This is a genomic window from Nannocystis pusilla (assembly GCF_026626665.1).
GTDB lineage: Bacteria > Myxococcota_A > Polyangia > Nannocystales > Nannocystaceae > Nannocystis > Nannocystis pusilla.
On the sequence record NZ_JAPNKE010000002.1, the window covers coordinates 9,328,916 to 9,347,731 of the forward strand.

An 18,816-nucleotide genomic window follows, 5' to 3' on the forward strand; every position below is an offset into this window, starting at 1 on the left:
GATAGGGTGAGGGGCGATGATCGAGGAGACTCCGGAGATCCCGATCACCGTCGTCGGGCTCGACGGCGAGGTGATCACGCTCGACGCCCGCACCTGCGCCCTGGTCCAGTCGGTGCTGCCGACGGCGATGAACCACCTGCGGATCGGCGACGTCATCGCGGCCGGCGGCGTGGGCTCGGTGCGGCTCGTCTTCGACAAGTCGCTGCAGCGGCGCATGGCGCTCAAGACCCTGCAGGCCGGCTCGTACAACTATTACTTGTTGGTCCACGCGTTCATCCGCGAGGCCCAGGTCGCGGGCCAGCTCGACCACCCCAACATCGCGCCGATCTACGAGCTCGGCCGCGACCCCGAGGGCGGGATCTTCTTCACGATGAAGCTGATCGAGGGCCGCTCGCTCTACTCGCTGATCAACGGCCGCCCGGCGCGCACGCCCGACCAGCTGCAGCGCCGCCTCGACGCGTTCGTCAAGGTGTGCGACGGCGTCGCGTTCGCCCACAGCCGCGGGGTGCTCCACTGCGACATCAAGACCGCCAACATCATGGTCGGCGCGTACGGCCAGGTGTTCGTGATGGACTGGGGCAACGCGTTCCTGCTGCCGCCGCGGCCCGGCAGCGAGGAGGTGTGGGCGCGCGAGAGCCTGCCGCCGCTGCGGCCCGAGGAGGCCGACAACATCGTCTGGGGCACGCCCGAGTACATGTCGCCGGAGCAGGCGATGGGCCGCCGCAAGTCGCTCGACGAGCGCTCCGACGTGTTCCTGCTCGGCGGCCTGCTGTTCGAGCTGCTGACCGGTCGCCCGCTCTATCAAGACCCCGACCCCAAGCGGGTGTTGAAGATGGCGCAGCGCGGCGAGGTCACCTCGCCCGACGTGGTCGTCGGCCCCGAGGTCAGCTTCCCGCCCGAGCTGGTGCGGATCTGCATGAAGGCGCTGGCGGTCAAGCCCGACGACCGCTACCGCCGCGTCGACGACCTCATCGACGACATCAAGGCGCTGCTGCGCGGCGGCGGCAGCTTCGCGGTCACGGGCGTCGCCGCGGGCGAGCTCGTCATCCGCGAGGGCGAGGTCGGCGAGGCCGCCTACATCGTCCGCGCCGGCAAGCTCCAGGTTTTGAAGCTGGGCCAGGGCAGGGTGGTGCTGCGCCAGCTCGGGCCCGGCGACGTGTTCGGCGAGACCGCGATCTTCGCCGCCTCGCCGCGCACCGCCAGCGTGGTGGCGCTGACCGACAGCGAGCTCGTGGTCGTGACGAAGAAGACGATCGAGCGCGAGCTCGACGCGATGCAGCCGTGGCTGGCGGCGTTCGTCCGCACGCTGGCGACCCGCTTCGGCGGGGTCGGCAGCCCTGAGTACCTGGCCTGAGGGACAGGGGCGCTCGTCAGGCCGCGCGAGCAATGCGGCGACCTGCGACCGGGTCGACGCATTCGAGCTGACTGCAGCCGAGCGCCGACGCGCGGAACGTCGATAACCACGTCATGGTATTCGCGGGGCCGAGCGCGTCGACGGGGTGATGCGCGCCCGCGCGACCAGTCTGCGTGAAGGCCGCGGAAGGGCGCGACGTAATCTGGCGAGAAAAATCAATTGTGCGGAACCCGGCGCGCTGCGGCTGTCATGGCGTCCGGAGGCATCCGGCTGCATGGGCGACGACGGTGAACGCTGGAGTCTGGCGCGGCGAATAGGGCTGTCTTTCGTCGGCATTTATTTTTGCCTCAACATCGTGCCGCTGATGCTGCTGTCGGTGCCGCTGCTCGACGACTGGTTCGGGATGTTGTGGTTGACGCTGTGGGTGAAGTTGATGCCGATCCTCGGCAACGCGGCGCTCGGGATCGAAGGGCCCATCTCGATGGAGATCGCCGGCAGCAGCGACATGACCTGGAACTACGTGCAGCAGTTCTGGTACCTCGTGCTCGCGGTCGTCGGCGCGCTCGTGTGGGCCGCCTTGCCGCACCGCCGATCGCCGTTCCCGACGCAGTACGCGTGGCTGCGCATCATCCTGCGCCACGGCCTGGCGATGATGATGCTGTCGTATGGCTTTATCAAGGTGTTCGGCGTGCAGATGCCGCCGCTCGGTCCGGCGGAGCTGTCGCGGACCTACGGCGAATCGTCGCCTGGCGGCCTGCTGTGGTCGTTCATGGGCTTTTCGCCCTTTTACAAGGGGTTCACGGGGATGGCCGAGGTGATCGGCGGGGCGCTGCTGTTGTGGCGTCGCACGGCCACGCTCGGGGCGCTCGTGACGGCCGGCGTGATGGCGCACGTGGCGGTGCTCAACTTCTGCTACGACGTGCCGGTCAAGATCTACTCGTCGCTGTTCCTGCTGATGGCGCTGTTCCTGGCGGCGCACGAAGCCCGCGCCTTGATCGATCTGTTCGTGCGCGGAAGGCCGGCCGCGCTCGCCGATCCGCCCCCCGTGCTCGGCCGCCGCATGCGGATCGCCCGCGTCGTGCTCAAGGCGGTCGTGTTCGTCAGCATCCTCGAGACGCCGGTGAAGCTGGCGATCCGTCAAGCCACGCCGAGGCCGGAGCCCGGGCCGCTGGCGGGCGCGTGGGAGGTGGTGGAGTTCGTCCACGACGGGCAGGTGCGCCCGTGGTCGCAGCACGACGAGCTGCGCTGGCGCCAGCTGGTGATCATGCCGTATCCGATGGCGATGGTCCGGGGGATGCGCGGCCAGAAGACCGGCTACGGCGTGGCGTACGACGAGGCGGGCGGGAAGTTGACGCTGACGAGCATGGCCGATCCGGACGCGACCCACGTGCTGGCGCTCGAGCGGCCTGCGGTCGACGAGATGATCCTCCGCGGTCCGCTCGCCGGCGGGACGGTGACGGTGCGACTCCAGCGCCTCGACACCGAGCACGCGCCGCTGATGACCCGCGGCTTCCGCTGGGTCATCGAGGACGGCTTCGGTTGAGAGGATGTCGTTCAGGACATGCTGTTCAGGGCATGTCCTTCATGACATGTCCTATGGGTAACTTCACTTGCGCCGGTGAGCGCGGGCGGCCTCGTCGTCGGCGGCGCGGGCCATGGCGTCGGCGCGAGCGATGAGGCCCTGGGCGCGGAGGGCCTGGGCGAGGGCGGCGAGGGTGGCGGCGCGGCGCTCGGAGGGCGGGCCGACCTCGCCTTGCAGCTCGAGCGCGCGGTGCAGCACCGCGGCGGCGCGGACCGGGTCGCCGACGGCCAGGTTCGCCTCGCCGGCCAGGGTCCACGCCTCGGCGCGGGCGTCGGCCCCGGCGGCGATGCGCTCGCGCAGCTCGGCGGCGCGGGTGAACGCGTCGCGTGCGGCGGTCGCTTCGCCGCGGGCGGTCTGCGTGCGGCCGAGGTCGATCAGCGCCGCCGCGACGTCGGGGTGGTCGGGGCCGAGCAGGCGCTCGCGCAGGGCGAGGGCGTCGTTGTGGAACATGAACGCCTCGTCGACGGCCCCGTGCGCCAGGTGGGCGTCGCCGAGGTTGCGCATCGAGGTGGCGACGTCGTGGCTGTCGACGCCGTAGGCCTTGCCGCGGATCGCCAGGGCGCGCTCGTGGTAGCGCACCGCCTGCTCGTACTCGCCGCGGGCCAGGGCGACGTTGCCGAGGGTGTTGAGCGAGCGGGCGACGTCGGGGTGCTCGGCGCCGAGGAGGGCCTCGCGCAGGGCCAGGGCGCGCTCGGAGTGCTCGCGCGCGGCGTCGAGGTCGCCGCGCAGACGGTAGACCGTGCCGAGGACGCTGTGCAACCGCGCGGCCCGCAGCGAGTCCTCGGCGCCGAGGCGGTGCAGCGCGGCCTGGCCGAGGCGGGCCCAGCGGAGCGCGTCGTCGTGGCGGCCGGCGCGGAAGCTGACCGTGAAGGCCAGGGTGGAGGTGGCCTCGGCGACCAGCTCGTCGTGGCCCTCGCCGGTGGCGATCCACACCGCCTCCTCGAGCGCGCGCTCGGCCGCGGCGGCGTCGCCCAGGCGCTCGTGGAGGTTGCCGATCCGGATCTGCGCCTCCGCCCGCAGGGCCGGCAGGCCGAAGCGCTCGGCCTCGTGGAGCACGTCGCGCGCGGCGGCCAGGCCCTCGGCGAACTTGCCCGAGTCCTCGAGCGCGGCGGCGCGGACCAGCCGTCGGCGCAGCGCGATCGGGTGCGCGGCCATGGCTGTCCCATGGGACATGTCGACCGGGGGCGGGCTCCGGACCTCGCGCAGGCACGTCGACGCCGGCACCAGCCCGGACGCGAGGTACGGGGCGCGCTGCACGACCTCGGCGTCGGCCTCGACCAGCACGCCGACCACCGCCTCGAGGTCGATGCGGCGCTCGTCGAGGCACGCGACCTGACCGGCCGCGAGCTCGAGGGCGTGCGTGTGATCGACGGTGGCGGCGCGGCAGACCGCGACGCGGGTGGTCTTCCAGTCGGCCGCGATGCGGTCCAGCCACTCGGCGCTGTGCTCGGCAGCGATCGCGCCGAGGCGGGCGCCGGTGCCGGCGAAGACGGACGCGAGGCGGGCGCGCACGCCGTCGTTCCACACCTGATCGACGGCGGCGCCGGCCCGCTCGCACGCGGCGACGGTCTCGGCGGCCTGGAGCTCCTGCGCGCCGAACAGGCCGCCGAGGCCGAGCAGGCCGCTCGTCAGGGCCGCGCCTTGCCACCACCGACGCGCGCGACCCTGGCCGTGCGCGAGCTCGGCGAGCAGGTCGTCCATCGCGGCGAAGCGGGCCCGCGGCTCGGCCGAGAGTCCGCGCTCGAGCGCCCGTCGCAGCCAGCGGGGGGCCGTCGGCGGCGGAGGTCGCAGCGCGCCGCTCCCGACCGCGAGCGCGAGGTCGACCAGGCTGTCGCCGGCGAACGGCCGCTGGCCGTAGAGCGCCTCCCAGCAGGTCGCGCACCACCCGAACTGATCGGTGCGCGCGTCGGCGGGCAGGCCGGCGAACTGCTCCGGCGCCATGTAAGCCGGGGTGCCGAGGATCGCGCCGACATGGGTGGCGACGAGGTCCTGCGGGACGTCGCTCGCCGAAGCCTTCGCGGGCACGAGCTCGCCCGCGCCGCTGCGCGCGAGGCCGAAGTCCATCAGGCGCACGCGACCGTCGCTGCCGACCATGATGTTGTCGGGCTTGACGTCGCGATGCACGAGGCCGGCCGCGTGCGCCGCAGCGAGCCCGCGACCGGCCGCGCACAGGACGTCGAGGACCTCGCGCCAGCTGCGGCGCAGCGCCGCCGACCAGGACGACAGCGCCTGGCCCTCGACGAACTCCATCGCCACCCACACGTGGCCGCGGAAGGCCCCGACGTCGAACACCGCGACCACGTTGGGGTGCTGCAGCCGCGCCATCGCCTGGGCCTCGCGCAGCAGCCGGGCGCGCGTCGGCCTCGTCGGCGCGGGCGCGCAGCAGCTTGAGCGCGACCTTGCGGTCGAGCTCCGGATCGTAGGCCGCGTAGACGACCCCCATGCCGCCGGCGCCGAGCCGCGCCAGGACGATGTAGCGATCGACCGCCTCGCCCGAGGCGAGCTCGAGCGGCGGCTCGTCGGCCCTGGCGGCCCCGAGAGTCGCAGCCAGCACCGACGCGCTCAGGTCCGACGCCTGCGCCAGCGAGCTCGCGCGGATGGTGTCGCCGGCCGGGTCCGACAAGCAGCCGAGTATAAACGCTGGCCGGGTCGCCCCTGTCACATGAGGCAGCATTCACGCCCGCGTTCACGGACCGGCCCGCTCGAACTCGCGCGGGCCGAGCGAGATCATGTTCTAGTTCGGGAGTGTCCGTGAGGACATGTCTGATGCGACAGCTCGACGGATCCCGCAGCTTCACTTCGGCGGGACCACGAACAGGCCGGCCAGGCACATCTCGTTCTGCGTGCCCCAGCCGGGCGTGATCGGCTCCTTGTCGGCGCTGGTGTCGAACTCGCACGTGATCTTGAGGCGCGACTTCGGGGTGATGAGCGGCGGGTCGGTGAAGAAGTAGTACATCTGCCAGGCGAAGTCCCAGCGCTGGACGTCGCCCAGGCACTGCTCGCCGGCGTCGTCGGACAGGGTGACGCGCCACTTGCGGCCGCGCTCGTGCATGTGCGGGAAGATGCCGTGGACCTCGAGCGAGTCGGCGCCGACCTCGGCGAGCAGCCAGTCGCCGACCTCCGACACGGACTCGTAGCGCGCCGCGGGCTGGCCGGGCGGGAGCTCCGCGGGCTCGCCGTAGAACAGCGTGTCGAGGAAATTGTCGATCATGAGGAACACGCCCTCGCGCTCGACGGAGTCGGCGAGGCGCAGGCGCACCTGGGTGCTGTCGGAGGCGGTGCTGTCCGGGCCGTCGTGGAGGTTGTAGTGGATCTGCACGACGAACACGTCGGTGTCGCGGACGCGCACGCCGGTGCCGGCGGGGTAGTCGACGAAGCCCATGCCCGGGGCCCAGGTGACCGGCTGCTGCTCGACCGAGACGCCGTCGCCGGCGGCGCTGAAGCACGGCCAGCCGTCGCGGCCGTCGGCGTCGAGCTCCTCGATGACCTCGCGGTTGGTGCTGCCGTCGCCGCGCCACGACTCGGCGTCGAGGTCGACCGGCATGGCGAGCACGTGGTGCACGAGCTGCGGGTTGCCCGGGGTGACCTCGTAGCCGGTGATGAACTGGTCGTGGTCGAGGCCGGGCTCGACGAGGAAGCAGCGGTACTCGTCGAAGGCCGCCAGCGGGCCGCCCTCGGCCTTCGGCACGAAGTCGGGGGTCACGAGGTCGAGGCCGGCGTCGAGGCTCGGCGGGCTCGCCGGCTTGAGGTCGTCGCGCGGCTCGCCCTCGGGCGCGTCGGCGTCGGCCCACGCGGCGATGGCGTCGATCTGCTCCTGCGACAGGGCCATGGAGTCGCGGTACTCGCCGCAGCTGCCGTCGGAGGTCAGCAGCCACGGCGGCATCGTGCGCGCGGCCACGGCGGCCGCGCTCGACTGGGCCCAGGTGCGCGCGTCCTCGTAATTGTCGAGGCGGAACGGCGCGATGCCCCCCTCGGTGTGACAACCGACGCACTTGTCGAAGAAGATCGGCGCGACGTGCTGCCAATAAGTAGTGGTCGTCTCGTCGGCGGGCGGGGGCTCTTCGTCCTTGCACGCGCTCGCGAGCACGAGGAGCGCCGGGGTGAGATAGCGGAGGTCACGGAGCATGCGACCTCGAACACCGCGCGCTCGCGGAAGTGTCACCGCCTGCGTCGCGCTTGCGAGGCGGTGTGCGCCTGGACCATCATCCCGCCATGCCGCGCGGCGCGAACGGGGGGCAGGGCGGTCCCTCACAGGGGCTCGCCCGAGCGGCCTCGCAAGCGCGGCCGCCGACGCCGGCGCGGCTTCGCGCGCATGGCCGCGCGAGGGGGCAAAAAAATCGCCGACGCGGTGACAGGCCCGGCCGGCGGCGGTGTTGCAGGGTCGAGGCGAGCGGGGGCTGATGGCCATCGACGTCGAGGAGACCTACAAGCGCCACGGACCGATGGTCCTGCGCCGCTGCCGGAGCCTGCTGCGAGACGAGCAGCAGGCGGTGGATGCCATGCACGATGTCTTCGTACAACTACTGGTGCACCGCGAGCGCCTGGTCGACAAGGGCGCGTGCAGCCTGTTGTGGCGGATCGCCACCAACGTGTGCCTCAACAAGATCCGCTCGCGCAGGCGGCGGCCCGAGGACCCGCAGTCGGAGCTGCTGGCCGAGATCGCGGCGATCGACGACGCCGAGTCGCGCGGGGTGGCGCGGGTCGTGCTGGACAAGTTGTTCGCGCGCGAGCCGGTGTCGACCGGGACGATGGCGGTGATGCACCTGGTCGACGGGATGACGCTCGAGGAGGTCGCCGAGAGCGTGGGGATGTCGGTCTCGGGGGTCCGCAAGCGGCTCCGGACGCTGCGCGCCGGCGTGATGGCGCGAGAGGGGCCGCATGAGCGACGCGGAGACGAGGAAGCGACCGGCGCTGCACGTCGAGGAGATCGCGGCCGGCGAGCGGCGCGGGGTGATCGACGAGGCCGAGCTGGCGGCGCTGCGGGCCTCGAACGCGGCGATCCTGGCCGCCCACCCGGCCGCGGCGGTGGCCGCCGAGGTCGGGCGCCGGGCCGGCGAGCGGAGGGCCGAGGCCCGCGCGCACCGCCAGCGCCACGCGGCGTGGTGGTTCGGCCTGCCGACGATGGCCGCGGCCGCGGCGGTGGCGATCGTGATGCTGCGCCCGGGCGACCCCGAAGCGCCGATGGTGGGACCATCTGTCCTTGGCGACATGTCCCAAGGGGAATCTACCGACGGGGTCCGAATCAAAGGTCTGGCCTCGCACCTGGTGCTGCATCGCCAGGTCGGCGAGGCGGCCGAGCAGCTGCGGGCGCCGGCGCGGGCCGGGGCCGGAGATGTCCTTCAGGTCAGCTACGTCGCGGCCGGGGCGACGCACGGGGTGGTGGCCTCGCTCGACGGCGCGGGGGTGGTGACGCTGCACTTCCCGGCCGAGGCCGGCGGCGCGACGCTGCTGCGCCAGGGCGGGGCGATCCGCCTGGCCCAAGCCTACGAGCTCGACGCGGCGCCGAACTTCGAGCGGTTCGTGTTCGTGACCGCGGACGCGCCGATCGACGCGTCGCGGGTGGTCGCGGCGCTCAAGACGGTGGCGCCGTTCACCGACGCCCCCACGCGGCCGCTGGCGTTGCCGGCGAGCTGGGCGCAGTCCTCGTTCCTCGTCGAGAAGGTGTCGCCATGATCACGCTGACCTCGCTCGCCGCGCTCACCCTGAGCAGCGCGCTGACCGTCGCCCCGCGCGAGCCGGTCTACGACGACGCCGCCGCGGTGCCGGTGCCGCAGCCGCAGACGCGGCGCGTCGCGCTGATCGTCGGCGCCAACGACGGCGGGCCCGGCCGCGTCAAGCTGCGCTACGCCGGCAGCGACGCCAAGGCGCTGTCGCGGGTGCTCGCGGACGTCGGCGGCATCGATCGCCGCGACGCCTTCGTGCTCCTCGATCCGAACCCCACCCAGTTGCTCGACGGCTTTCGCTGGGCCCAGGACCGCGTCGCCAAGGCGCGGGCCGCCGGCGAGCGGGTGCAGTTCCTCTTCTATTATTCGGGGCACGCCGACGATCGCGGGGTCCACCTCGGCGCGTCGCAGATCGACTACCCCAAGCTGCGCGGCCTCATCCACGCGGTCGACGCTCAGGTGCGCCTCGGCCTGCTCGACTCGTGCTCGTCGGGCGCGTTCGTGCGGCTCAAGGGCGGGAAGATGCGGCCGCCGCTGTCGACCGGCGACGCCAACATCCAGGGGCACGCCTTCCTGACGTCGAGCTCGGCCGAGGAAGCCGCGCAGGAGTCGGACCGGATCGGCGGCTCCTACTTCACGCATTATCTGGTGTCGGGTCTTCGCGGCGCGGCCGACGTCAACCGCGACCGCCGGGTCACGCTGCACGAGGCCTACCGCTTCGCGTTCGACGAGACGCTGAAGGGCACCGAGACGACGCTGGGGCGGGCGCAGCACCCGGTCTATGACATCCAGCTGGTCGGCACCGGCGACCTGGTGATGACCGACCTGCGCGAGACGACCGCGGTCCTCGACATCCACTCGAGCGTCGGCGGGCGGGTCTACGTGCGCGACGCCGACGGCCGGCTGGCGGCCGAGCTGTACAAGGGCGTCGGCGCCGGCGCGGTGTCGCTGGCGCTCGAGCCGGGGCGTTACTCGGTCGTCATCGACGACGGCGCGAAGATGTGGCGCGGCACCGTCGACGTGCGCCCGGGCGTGCAGAACGAGCTCACGCGCGCGGAGCTGACGCCGGTCGGCGCCGAGACGACGACGATGCGCGGCGACGAGGTCCCGATCGATCCGTCGCAGTACCGCGTCATGCCGTTCCAGTTCGGCCTCGTCTATCCGCTGACCACGAACAAGATCGAGAAGCAGCGCAAGGTCATCAACCGCTTCTCGCTCAACCTCATCCTCGGTCGCGCGGCGCAGATCCACGGGGTCGAGGTGTCGAGCGGCGGCAACTGGGTCGACGAGGACGTGCGCGGGGTCCAGCTGTCGGCGGGCGCCAACTACGTCGGCGGCAACGTGCACGGCGTGCAGTCGACCGCCGGCGTCAACATCGCCCGCGGCAACCTGCGCGGGGTCCAGGGCGCGGCCGGCTTCAACAGCGTCGGCGGCGACGCCCTCGGCGTGCAGGCGGCCGCCGGCGTCAACGTCGTCCGCGGGCACATGCGCGGGATCCAGGCGGTCGGCGGCGTCAACTGGGCCCGCTCGGTCGCCGGCGTCCAGATCGCCCCGGTCAACGTCACCAAGGAGATCCACGGCGCCCAGGTCGGCGTCATCGGCGTCGCCGCCGGCAAGGTCCGCGGCGCGCAGATCGGCGTGATCAACTACGCCGACGAGGCCGACGCCCAGGTCGGCGTGATCAACGTGACGCGCAAGGGCGGCGTCTACGCCGACATCTGGACCTCCGACATCGCGGCGCTCAACCTCGCGGTCAAGTTCCGCGCCAAGTACACCTATTCGTTCCTGGCGATCGGCCTCCACCCGGCCGGTCAGGGCCGCGGCTTCATGTCGGGCGTCGGCTTCGGCGGCCACATCCCGATCAAGCAGCGCTTTTACCTGGACATCGACCTCGCCACTTACTGGGCCCAGCCGCAGTTCCGCTTCCGCGACAACCCGGCGCTCATCAACAGCCTGCGCGTGATGTTCGGCTGGCAGGAGAACCGCAGGTTCGCGGTGTGGGGCGGCCCGACCCTCAACCTCGACATCGACTTCCAGGGCGGGCGCGAGCGCATGGGCTACGGCTGGGTGGTCAAGCGCGCGCCGATCGACCCGCACGAGATGCGCGTGTGGCCGGGCTTCGTGGTCGGCATCTCGCTGTGACCCTGCGCGATGGAGCATGTCCTTCGGGACACGTCACGGCGCGGGCGGCTGGTTCAGCGCCTGCTCGCACACGGGCTCGAGGACGACGTCGCTTTTGACACCCGAGATCTCGCAATGCAGCTCGAGGCTGCCGGTCTTGAGGCAGCCGGCGAACGGGCCGCACGGAGGTTCGCCGAGCGGAAACAGCTGATCGGCGACGACGGCCTGCACGCAGGCGGCGAAGTTGGCGGCGAGGAAATTTCATAATGGGTGAGCGACTCGAGGACGCGAGCCTTGCAGCCGGCGAGGGCGCCGCACGGGGCCGTGGTCGCCGGGTCGGCGATCAACTCGTCGAAGCGGAGGAGCGCGCCGAGGCAGGCCCCGTGGGCGCAGTCGCTCTTGCAGGTCGCCGCCAGAGCCTCCGCCGACGCGCCCGCCTCGCAGCAGGCTGCCACCTCGTCGTCCGCAGGGAAGGCCACCGGCTCGACAGGTTTTTTGATGGGGTTTCCGCAGGCGAGCTTGCATTGATCGTAGTAGAAGAACGACTTGGCGAGCTGGCCCTCGCAGCGCACGAGCGTGCCGGGGCCGGCGCTGTCGGCGAATTGCGGCGTGGCGCACGAGTCGAGGCCCCGCGCGGAGAGAATGTTGGAACGATCGCCGGCGCGCGCGAAGGCCTCGGCGCCCGCTCGCTCCGGCTCGCCCCATTCGGCGCTGCACGCGGCGGTCGCGAGCGCGAGGGCGAACGGCCATTCGAGGGTGCTTCGCGGCATGGGCTGCGACGAGACAGCATAATCGAGATTTCCTGACCGGCATCTCGCGGTACGCCGACGGCGGCGAGGCGTTCGCCGCGGCGCCCGCCCCTCGCGGCCGAAGGTTGCCATTCACAAGATGTCCTCCGGGGCATGTCGTCAAAGACATTCCATGGAAGATCCATCAAGCCGGCGGCACCTGGACGATCGAGATCGCGTGGCGTCCGGCCAGCCCCTTGAGCCCCAGCTCCTCGGTGCGAGCGGGCAGCTTCGTCTCGGCGAGGGCGGCGCGGACCTCGGGCAGCTCGAGCATGGCCGGGCTGAGGGCCACCTCGTGGCCGCCGGCCACGCCTTGCACGCGCGCGGCGGTGTTGACCGTGGTGCCGAAGTAGTCGATGCGGTCGTTCGCGGTCATGGCGATGCACGGCCCGCGGTGGAGGCCGATCCGCAGGGCCAGGCCGACCCCGCCCTCGGCCTCGCGGAGGCCGGGGATCTTCGCGTGCATCGCCAGGGCGGCGCGGAAGGCGTCGTCGCCGCGGCGGAACACCGCCATGATCGCGTCGCCGATCGTCTTCACCAACGCGCCGCCGTGCTGCGAATAGATGTCGGCCAGCAGGTCGAAGTGACGGCGCACCAGGCCGAACGCGGCCGCGTCGCCGAGCCGCTCGTACATGGCGGTGGAGCCGACCAGGTCGGTGAACAGGAACACCATGTTCTGGATCGAGAACTCGGCGCCGGGGGCCAGCAGCTCGCTGCCGAACAGCCCGCGGAACTCCTGCAGCGCGGTCAGCTCGGCGACCGTGACCGCGCCGTCGGCCCAGCGGGCGCGGGCGATCATCAATTCGGCGGGCACGCCGAAGTGGTTGTCGACCGCGAATCGTACGACCCCGGCGCGCACCTGCTCGGGCGCGCCGGACAGGCCGTCGGTGGCGAGGGTGAGGGCGGCCTCGCGCGGGGCGTCGGGCTCGTCGACGACGTCGAAGTAGACCGAGCCGGCCTGCGGCGAGACGAATTGATGGCGGCCGGCGCCGAGCACCGTGTCGACCTGTCTCGAAGTACCTGGCTCGAAGTTCCAGCCGGCGACGCGGTGCGGGGTGTTGCGCGGGCCGGCGTGGCAGTATTCGGCGGCCTCCTCGCCGACACCGAGCGGGCGGGGGGAGAAGCGGACCTCGACCGCGCGGTCGAAGTCGACGCCGAAGCGGATGTTGCAGCTCGGGCAGTGGCCGTGCTCGCGCAGATCGACGAGCGAGGCGACGCTGGCCTTGCTGCGCCGGCACGACGGGCAGATGAGGTGGTACTGCAGGTCGAACAGGCCGGCCTTGGTGGCGTGGAGGAACAGGCGCAGCAGCGGCCGCCGCTCGACCTGCCACTCGCCCGCGAGCACGTACGGCGCGAGGCTGTCGAGCTCGCTGTCGGGCTTGGCGAGCAGGTGATGCGACAGGTGCTCGGCGAGCGCGGGGTCGCCGAGGCGGTGGGCCAGCGGGACCAGCACGCGCCGCAGCTCGCGGGCCGCGAACCCGCGCGACGGCACGCGCTCGCTGCCGATCGCCGGCAGCTCTTGCCCTGCCGCCCACTGCGGCGCGAGGGCGTAGGCGCGGGCGAAGCCGGCCCGCGTCTGCACGCCGATGGCCACCCGCGCCAGCACGCGACCCATGAAGTGGCGCGGGGTCACCGTGATCGTGTGCGTCAACTGGGTGCTGCCCGGCCGGTCGCCGTCGCGCAGGCGCACCTCGGACACCAGGCGCACGAACGGGCCCTTGCTGTAATCGCGGGTGAAGCGGAAGTACTCCGGCTCGACCCATTCGCACGGGCGCTCGACCCATCGCAGCAGCATCCCCGCGGCCCGCGCCTCGGCGACGACCTCGCTGCCGCCGGTGTCGAGCGGCTTGTATTGATAGTGGACCGGGAACGCGCCGGCCAGCCGGTTGAGGCGGTCGGTGTCGGACACGAAGGCCCACAGCGAGGGCCGGGCGACGGGGATGTCGAACTCCCAGGCGTAGACTTCCGGCTGCATCACGCCCGACTTTAGCAGGGCGGCGCCGCGCGGCCGAATTGCGCGGCGCGCGTTCACGCACGTTCGCGCGTCACATGTCTCCGAGGACATGTCGTGGCAAACGCAGGGCCGGCTGCCGGAGCGACATGTCCCTGGGGACATCTTCCTTGAAGGAACGGCGCTCAGCCCGGCGGCTCGGTCGGCGGGACCCACAATGACTTGAAGTTTAGTCCGCCGGGGTAGCCGTAGGAGGTGGCCCAGTCGAGGCCTGCGACCATCACCCCGATCGGCGCGTCGGCGCTGATGAAGTGGGCCCCGTCGACGCAGTTGCCCTCGCCGCTGTTGTCGTCGAGCTCGACGTAGCCGACCTCGTAGTTGGTGCCGGCGATCGCGGTGAAGTGGTCGTCGGGGACCACGCCGAGGCAGGCCAGCTCGATCGTCGTGCCGGCCTCGCGCATGAGGATCGCGAAGTCGCGCGGGTACGAGGTGTCGGTGAGGAACGGCAGCGCCGTCATCCATTGCTCGATCGGCGGCACCTGGATCATGTACGGATCGCCGGTCGCGCCCTGGCTGCAGCTGTTGGGGTTGCCGGTGGTCTTGATCACGTTGTAGCAGCCGGTCATGAATTGCAGCAGCATGAACGGCTGGTCGCCGGTGGCGACGAAGCTCTCGGTGCTGGCGAACTCGACGATCTGGCCGGCCTTGGCGATGTTGATCTGCCCGCCGACGCCGGGCTGCGGCGGCTGCAATTGCACCGTGGTGCCGTCGACGGCGCCGACGATCCGCCAGCGGACCTCCTCCGGCGCGGGGTTGATGTCGGGCACGCGCTGCGGGTGGCGGGCGCCGACGTAGCTGGTGCCCCACGAGGCCAGCGGCACCACCTGCTCCTCGAGGTGGTCGCACGCGAACCACGGGTCGCCGGGGATCAGCACGCAATCGGTGCCCGAGAACACGGCCACCGGCTTGTCGGAGCCGACGAAGAACGCCTCGGTGTCGCTGCCCGGCGTGAAGGTCCAGGCGTCGAAGGCGTCGAGCGCGGCGTCGCCGGTCGAGGTGGTGATCGTGGTGCCGTCCTCGATCGCGACGACCACCGTCCAGATGCCGTAGGACCAGGCGTACGAGGTGGCGAAGTGCGACGTCGCCAGCGCCTGGCGCGGCAGCAGGAGGCTGGCCTCGGCGACGTGCGACGGGCCGCCGCCGACCGGGTTGATCTGCATCGCGGTGACCGGGACCGTCGAGGTCACGCGGAACGCCGCCGCCGGGGTGATGCCCTGGGCCGCGACCTTGTGGTCGCCGCCGATCACGCCGTCGATGCCGTTGATCTTGACGAGCTGGCTCTGCTTGGGCGCGACTTCGAACTGGGTGACGACGCGCAAGCTGCCGTTCGGGCCGCGCAGGTCCTCGATGGTGACCATGGCTGGCTCTTCGGCCATGTTGCCGACGCTGATGCCGTAGGCCATCTCGTTGTACTGCAGCATCGGCAGGTCGACGCCCCAGAACTCGCAGCCGACGCTGGTGGCGGCCTGCATGGCGATGTTCTCGCAGGTCAGCGGCAGCGGCTGCTCGTCGCCGGTGTCGTCGGCGAAGTCGGGCAGGCCGCCGATGTCGAGCTTGGTGTGGTGCCCGGTGCTGTCGACGCCGTCGGTGGTCGGCGCGGGTTCGCCGGTGGAGGCGGTCTCGCCGGCGGTCGAGTCGGTCGCGCCGGCCGTGGTCGACGGCGTGACCGTGGTGCTCACCGTGGGGTTGCTGTTGCTGCCGACCGAGGTGATGCCCGAGCCCTCGCTGGCGGAGTCGCGGCCTCCCGGGTCGCTGCAGCCGGCGAGGGCGAGCGCGAGGGCGCTGAACGAGAGGAGCGGACGCGTCGTGCTGCGCTGCAAGAGGAGCCTCCAGGCTCACGCTACGTCGCCGCGCGCACACGCGTCAAGCCGAGCGCGAGGCCTCGCTGCGCGCCCGCGCCGGCGGCTCCGCAGCCGCGCGCGGCACCTCGCGTGTTCGCGCGTGACGCCCGGTCGGGGGCGCGTGGAGACCCTCGCGGCCGTCGAGGGTGCGTCCGTGCGGCGCGGGGCAAACGAGCGAGCCGGGGGAGCTTCGACCTCGTGTGCAGCAGGGCGCGACGCGAGCCGTCGCGTCGGTTCACATTCTCCGCCGCCGCATCATTGTCGTCGGCGGCCAATCACCGCAGCGCACCGCTGTTCTCGATCTGTCCCGAAGGACAGAAAATGGCGACATGGCGGATGGAACAGGTTCTTGTAGATACCGCGATGTCCTCCGTGGACTACCGGTAAACGTGAGAGTTTGGATCCAGCCACTCATACCATTCGCCCGAATGCGAGTGGAAATTCTGCCCCCAGTCGCTGGGGTTTCGCCGCATGCGGGGTGTAGCGACCGGAACACGGATCAGGCCGCTGGACATTTTCGCCCTGCTTTGCAAGGTTGCGCACCCCATGACCAAGACCCACCCCTCATTCCTGTTCGTCGCGCTGACGCTCCTGCCGCTCGCGTGCAGCAACACTGCGAAGACCGACACCGCGACGCCGGAGTCGACGGCCTCGGCTCCGCCGGCGCCGGCACCCGAGCCGCCCAAGCCCGAGGTCAAGCCGATCCCCGAGGGCTTCTTTGCCGTCACCCCGCAGATCGTCGTCAAGGGCGTCGACGAGGCGGTCGACTTCTACACCAAGAACCTCGGCGCCACCAAGGTGATGACGATCCCCGGCGAGGGCGGCAAGTCGATCCACGCCGAGGTCAAGATCGGCGACTCGATCGTGATGATCGACGAGGAGTCGGGCGACATGAAGAGCCCGCTGACCCTCGGCGGCTCGCCGGCGCCGCTGGTCATCTACTCGCCGGACGTCGACGCGACGATCACCGCCCTGACCGCCGCCGGCGCGAAGGTGACGATGCCCGCCGAGGACCAGTTCTGGGGCGACCGCTGGGGCGAGGTCACCGACCCGTTCGGCCACCGCTGGGAGATCGCCACGCACGTCGAGGACCTGACGCCGGAGCAGCTGGCGGAGCGCGCCAAGATCGCCTTCACGCCGACGAAGAAGAAGCCGAAGAAGGGCGCGGCGCCGGCGTGGAAGAAGATCGCCGGCACCCCGGCCGCCGACAAGCTGCCGAAGGACTACCACACGGTCACGCCGAGCTTCGCGGTCGCCGACGCCAACGCGGCGATCGAGTTCTACAAGAACGCGTTCGGCGCGACCGAGAAGTCGCGCATGCTGGCGCAGGACGGCAAGAAGATCATGCACGCCGAGATCGTGATCGGCGACAGCGTCATCATGCTGTCCGACGGCTTCCCGAGATGGGCAGCAAGTCGATCGCCGACTACCAGGGCACGCCGGTGTCGCTCCACCACTACGTGACCGACGCCGACGCGGTGTTCGCCAAGGCCACGTCGGCCGGCGGCAAGCCGCTCATGCCGATCGGCGACATGTTCTGGGGCGACCGCTACGGGATGATCGTCGACCCGGCCGGCCTGGCCTGGGGCATCGCCACGCACAAGGAGGACGTGTCCCCCGAGCAGATGGCGGAGCGCATGAAGGCCGAGATGGCCAAGCAGAAGCCGCAGTCCTGAGCGGACCTCCGAGCGGACGCACCGGCGGCGCGCCGACCTCGAGGGCGAGGCGGCGCGCCGTCGCATTTGGGCCGCAGGAGCCTTGGGACATGTCTTGAAGGACATGCTATTCTCTTCGCACCCTCGGGCTGTTCTCGGACTGGTTCGGCGAGGTGTGCGCTGGAAGCACGCGCCGGTCGAAGCCGCTTTGTATGCGCGGGTGCTCGCCGCGCTCGACCGCGTGAAGGCCCTGAGCACCGAGCCGATGCTGGCCTCGGACGCGGGCCGGCTGCACGGCGACCTCGAGGAGCTGCGCGGCGCGTGAGCGTCAGCGCGCCGTGAGCCGGAGCGCACCAGCAACCTGGCGCGGCGGACATGTTTTAAAAGACAGCTCAACCCGCGAGCACGCGCACCACGGATCCGGCCACCTTGTGATCGAGGCGGCGGGCCGCGCGGTCCCACGCCTCTTTAAATGCGCCGGGCGGGACCAGCTCGATCCGCGGCGGGCGGAGCAGGCGTTGCGCGCGGAGGTGGGCGTAGGCGGGGCTGCGGCGGATCAGGTCGTCGTCGATCGAGCGGCCGAGGCGGGCGCGGAAGTCGGCTCGCGCCACCCCCTGGACCTCGACCTGCACGTGCAAGCCGGTCGCGCGCAGGGGTTGGCGGATCCCCGACACGTCGGCCGAGCCGAGCTCCGTGTCGACGAAGTGGTTCGGGCGCGAGTCGGCGGGCGACGGCGCGTCGGCCACGCTCTGCGGGTCGGGGCCGACGGTCGCCGCGACCAGGGCCGGGTCCTCCGGGCGGAACGCCGCGCGCACGCTCGCGGCCAGCTCGGCGCCCGGCAGCGACAGGCCGGCGAGCGGCACCGCCGGGTCGGGCGCGGGCAGGCGGACCACGCGGGGGCGGGGGAACGGGACCAGCGCGGTCGGCGGGTCGAAGCCGACCACGCGCACGAACTCGCCGGTGCGCAGGCGCAGGCAACCTGTCCCCGAGGACACCACCAGCTCGTAGCGCTCGCCGACGATCGCGTGCTCGGGCCACAGCGCGGCCGCCTCGTCGGAGCCGCGGCGGTCGTCGCCGGGCGGCAGCAGCTCGACGATCGCGCTGGCGAGCGCGAGGGTGAAGCCGCGGGCGGGCGGGCGCAGCGACGGCAGGCCGAGTCGGCCGGCGCGCGGGTCGATCCACCCGCCCGAGTGCAGCTCGGCGCGCGCGCGCAGGCGCAGGCGCACGTCGAAGCTGGCCAGCAGCAGGCGCAGGCGGGGCAGGCGGCGCTCGAGCGGGCCGCGGACCTGCTCCTCGAGGCAGGCGAACCCGGCCGCGCTCGGGCTGACCAGAAGGCCAGGTTCGAACGCGGCCAGGCGCTCGAGCGCGTGGGCCGGGTCGTCGAGGGCGTGCAGGCGCAGCACCTCGGCCCCGAGCGCCGCGAGGTCGTCCTCGGCGATCGCGTCGACGGCCGGGTCGGCGCGGCGGGCCTGCAGCAGGCCGGCGCGCAGATCGGTCCCTTCGGACATGCCCGAACGAACATGCTCGGAGAGCCATGTCCTCCAGACCGTCACGACCTCGGCGCGCTCGGCCGCCGCGCCGGCGTCGGCCGGGCCGTCGAGGTCGAGCAGCGGGTCGACGCGGGCCGCGTGGGCGCGGGCGTCGAGCAGGGGGACCTGGGCGCGCAGGTCGGGCAGGCCGGAGATCCGTCGCAGGCCGAAGGAGCGACCGAGCTCACCGGCGCCAAGCTGGTCGACGAGGCGCTCGAGGCAGCGGTCGCGTCCGGGTGCGCGCAGCGGCCTCGGGTCGGACATGCGCGGGG

Annotated in this window: 12 protein-coding genes and 1 pseudogene; 7 read left to right on the forward strand and 6 right to left on the reverse strand. The window is 72.0% G+C overall.

All coding sequences use genetic code 11. From position 1 onward, the window contains the following. Positions 1-16: 16 nt before the first annotated feature. Both OV079_RS41230 and OV079_RS41235 read left to right on the forward strand, forming a co-directional pair. Complete coding sequence (locus OV079_RS41230; RefSeq protein ID WP_267775192.1) at positions 17-1,354, forward strand: serine/threonine protein kinase; 1,338 nt, start codon at positions 17-19, stop codon at positions 1,352-1,354. A 148-nt stretch (positions 1,355-1,502) separates the two neighbouring features. Beyond that, complete coding sequence (locus OV079_RS41235) at positions 1,503-2,897, forward strand: hypothetical protein (protein WP_267775193.1); 1,395 nt, start codon at positions 1,503-1,505, stop codon at positions 2,895-2,897. 63 nt (positions 2,898-2,960) lie between these two features. Here the strand turns inward: OV079_RS41235 and OV079_RS41240 are convergent, their stop codons facing one another. Then, the gene (locus tag OV079_RS41240) at positions 2,961-5,483 is read right to left on the reverse strand and encodes a serine/threonine-protein kinase (protein WP_276604089.1); all 2,523 of its coding nucleotides are present in this window, start codon (positions 5,481-5,483) and stop codon (positions 2,961-2,963) included. 247 nt (positions 5,484-5,730) lie between these two features. Then, positions 5,731-7,062 (reverse strand): monooxygenase, encoded by a 1,332-nt coding sequence (locus OV079_RS41245; protein ID WP_267775194.1) that lies wholly within the window; start codon positions 7,060-7,062, stop codon positions 5,731-5,733. Positions 7,063-7,336: 274 nt separating this feature from the next. Here OV079_RS41245 and OV079_RS41250 point away from each other — a divergent pair. The 3 genes and pseudogenes from OV079_RS41250 to OV079_RS41260 all read left to right on the forward strand — a co-directional run. Further along, a pseudogene (locus OV079_RS41250) lies at positions 7,337-7,789 on the forward strand (RNA polymerase sigma factor); the annotation flags it as partial. 25 nt (positions 7,790-7,814) lie between these two features. Next, positions 7,815-8,609 (forward strand): hypothetical protein, encoded by a 795-nt coding sequence (locus tag OV079_RS41255; protein ID WP_267778896.1) that lies wholly within the window; start codon positions 7,815-7,817, stop codon positions 8,607-8,609. Then, a complete protein-coding gene (locus OV079_RS41260) occupies positions 8,606-10,741 on the forward strand; it encodes a caspase family protein (protein ID WP_267778767.1) in 2,136 nt (711 codons plus the stop codon). Before OV079_RS41255 ends, OV079_RS41260 begins: the two co-directional genes overlap by 4 nt. 53 nt (positions 10,742-10,794) lie before the next feature. Here the strand turns inward: OV079_RS41260 and OV079_RS41265 are convergent, their stop codons facing one another. The 3 genes from OV079_RS41265 to OV079_RS41275 all read right to left on the reverse strand — a co-directional run bounded on the left by OV079_RS41265 (position 10,795) and on the right by OV079_RS41275 (position 15,339). Then, entirely contained in the window at positions 10,795-11,490 is a 696-nt protein-coding gene (locus OV079_RS41265) for a hypothetical protein (protein WP_267775195.1), read from the reverse strand. A gap of 163 nt (positions 11,491-11,653) precedes the next feature. Beyond that, complete coding sequence (locus OV079_RS41270) at positions 11,654-13,483, reverse strand: adenylate/guanylate cyclase domain-containing protein (protein WP_267775196.1); 1,830 nt, start codon at positions 13,481-13,483, stop codon at positions 11,654-11,656. Positions 13,484-13,644: 161 nt separating this feature from the next. Then, entirely contained in the window at positions 13,645-15,339 is a 1,695-nt protein-coding gene (locus OV079_RS41275) for an IgGFc-binding protein (RefSeq protein WP_267775197.1), read from the reverse strand. A gap of 567 nt (positions 15,340-15,906) precedes the next feature. Between OV079_RS41275 and OV079_RS41280 the strand changes: the two genes are divergently transcribed. Next, the gene (locus OV079_RS41280) at positions 15,907-16,824 is read left to right on the forward strand and encodes a VOC family protein (protein ID WP_267775199.1); all 918 of its coding nucleotides are present in this window, start codon (positions 15,907-15,909) and stop codon (positions 16,822-16,824) included. Then, complete coding sequence (locus OV079_RS41285; protein ID WP_267775200.1) at positions 16,764-17,036, forward strand: VOC family protein; 273 nt, start codon at positions 16,764-16,766, stop codon at positions 17,034-17,036. The genes OV079_RS41280 and OV079_RS41285 overlap by 61 nt, the downstream gene beginning before the upstream one ends. A 371-nt stretch (positions 17,037-17,407) precedes the next feature. Here OV079_RS41285 and OV079_RS41290 read toward each other — a convergent pair whose 3' ends face one another. Beyond that, positions 17,408-18,808, reverse strand: a complete 1,401-nt coding sequence (locus OV079_RS41290; protein WP_267775201.1) for a GH3 domain-containing protein — start codon at positions 18,806-18,808, stop codon at positions 17,408-17,410. Positions 18,809-18,816 lie beyond the last annotated feature (8 nt).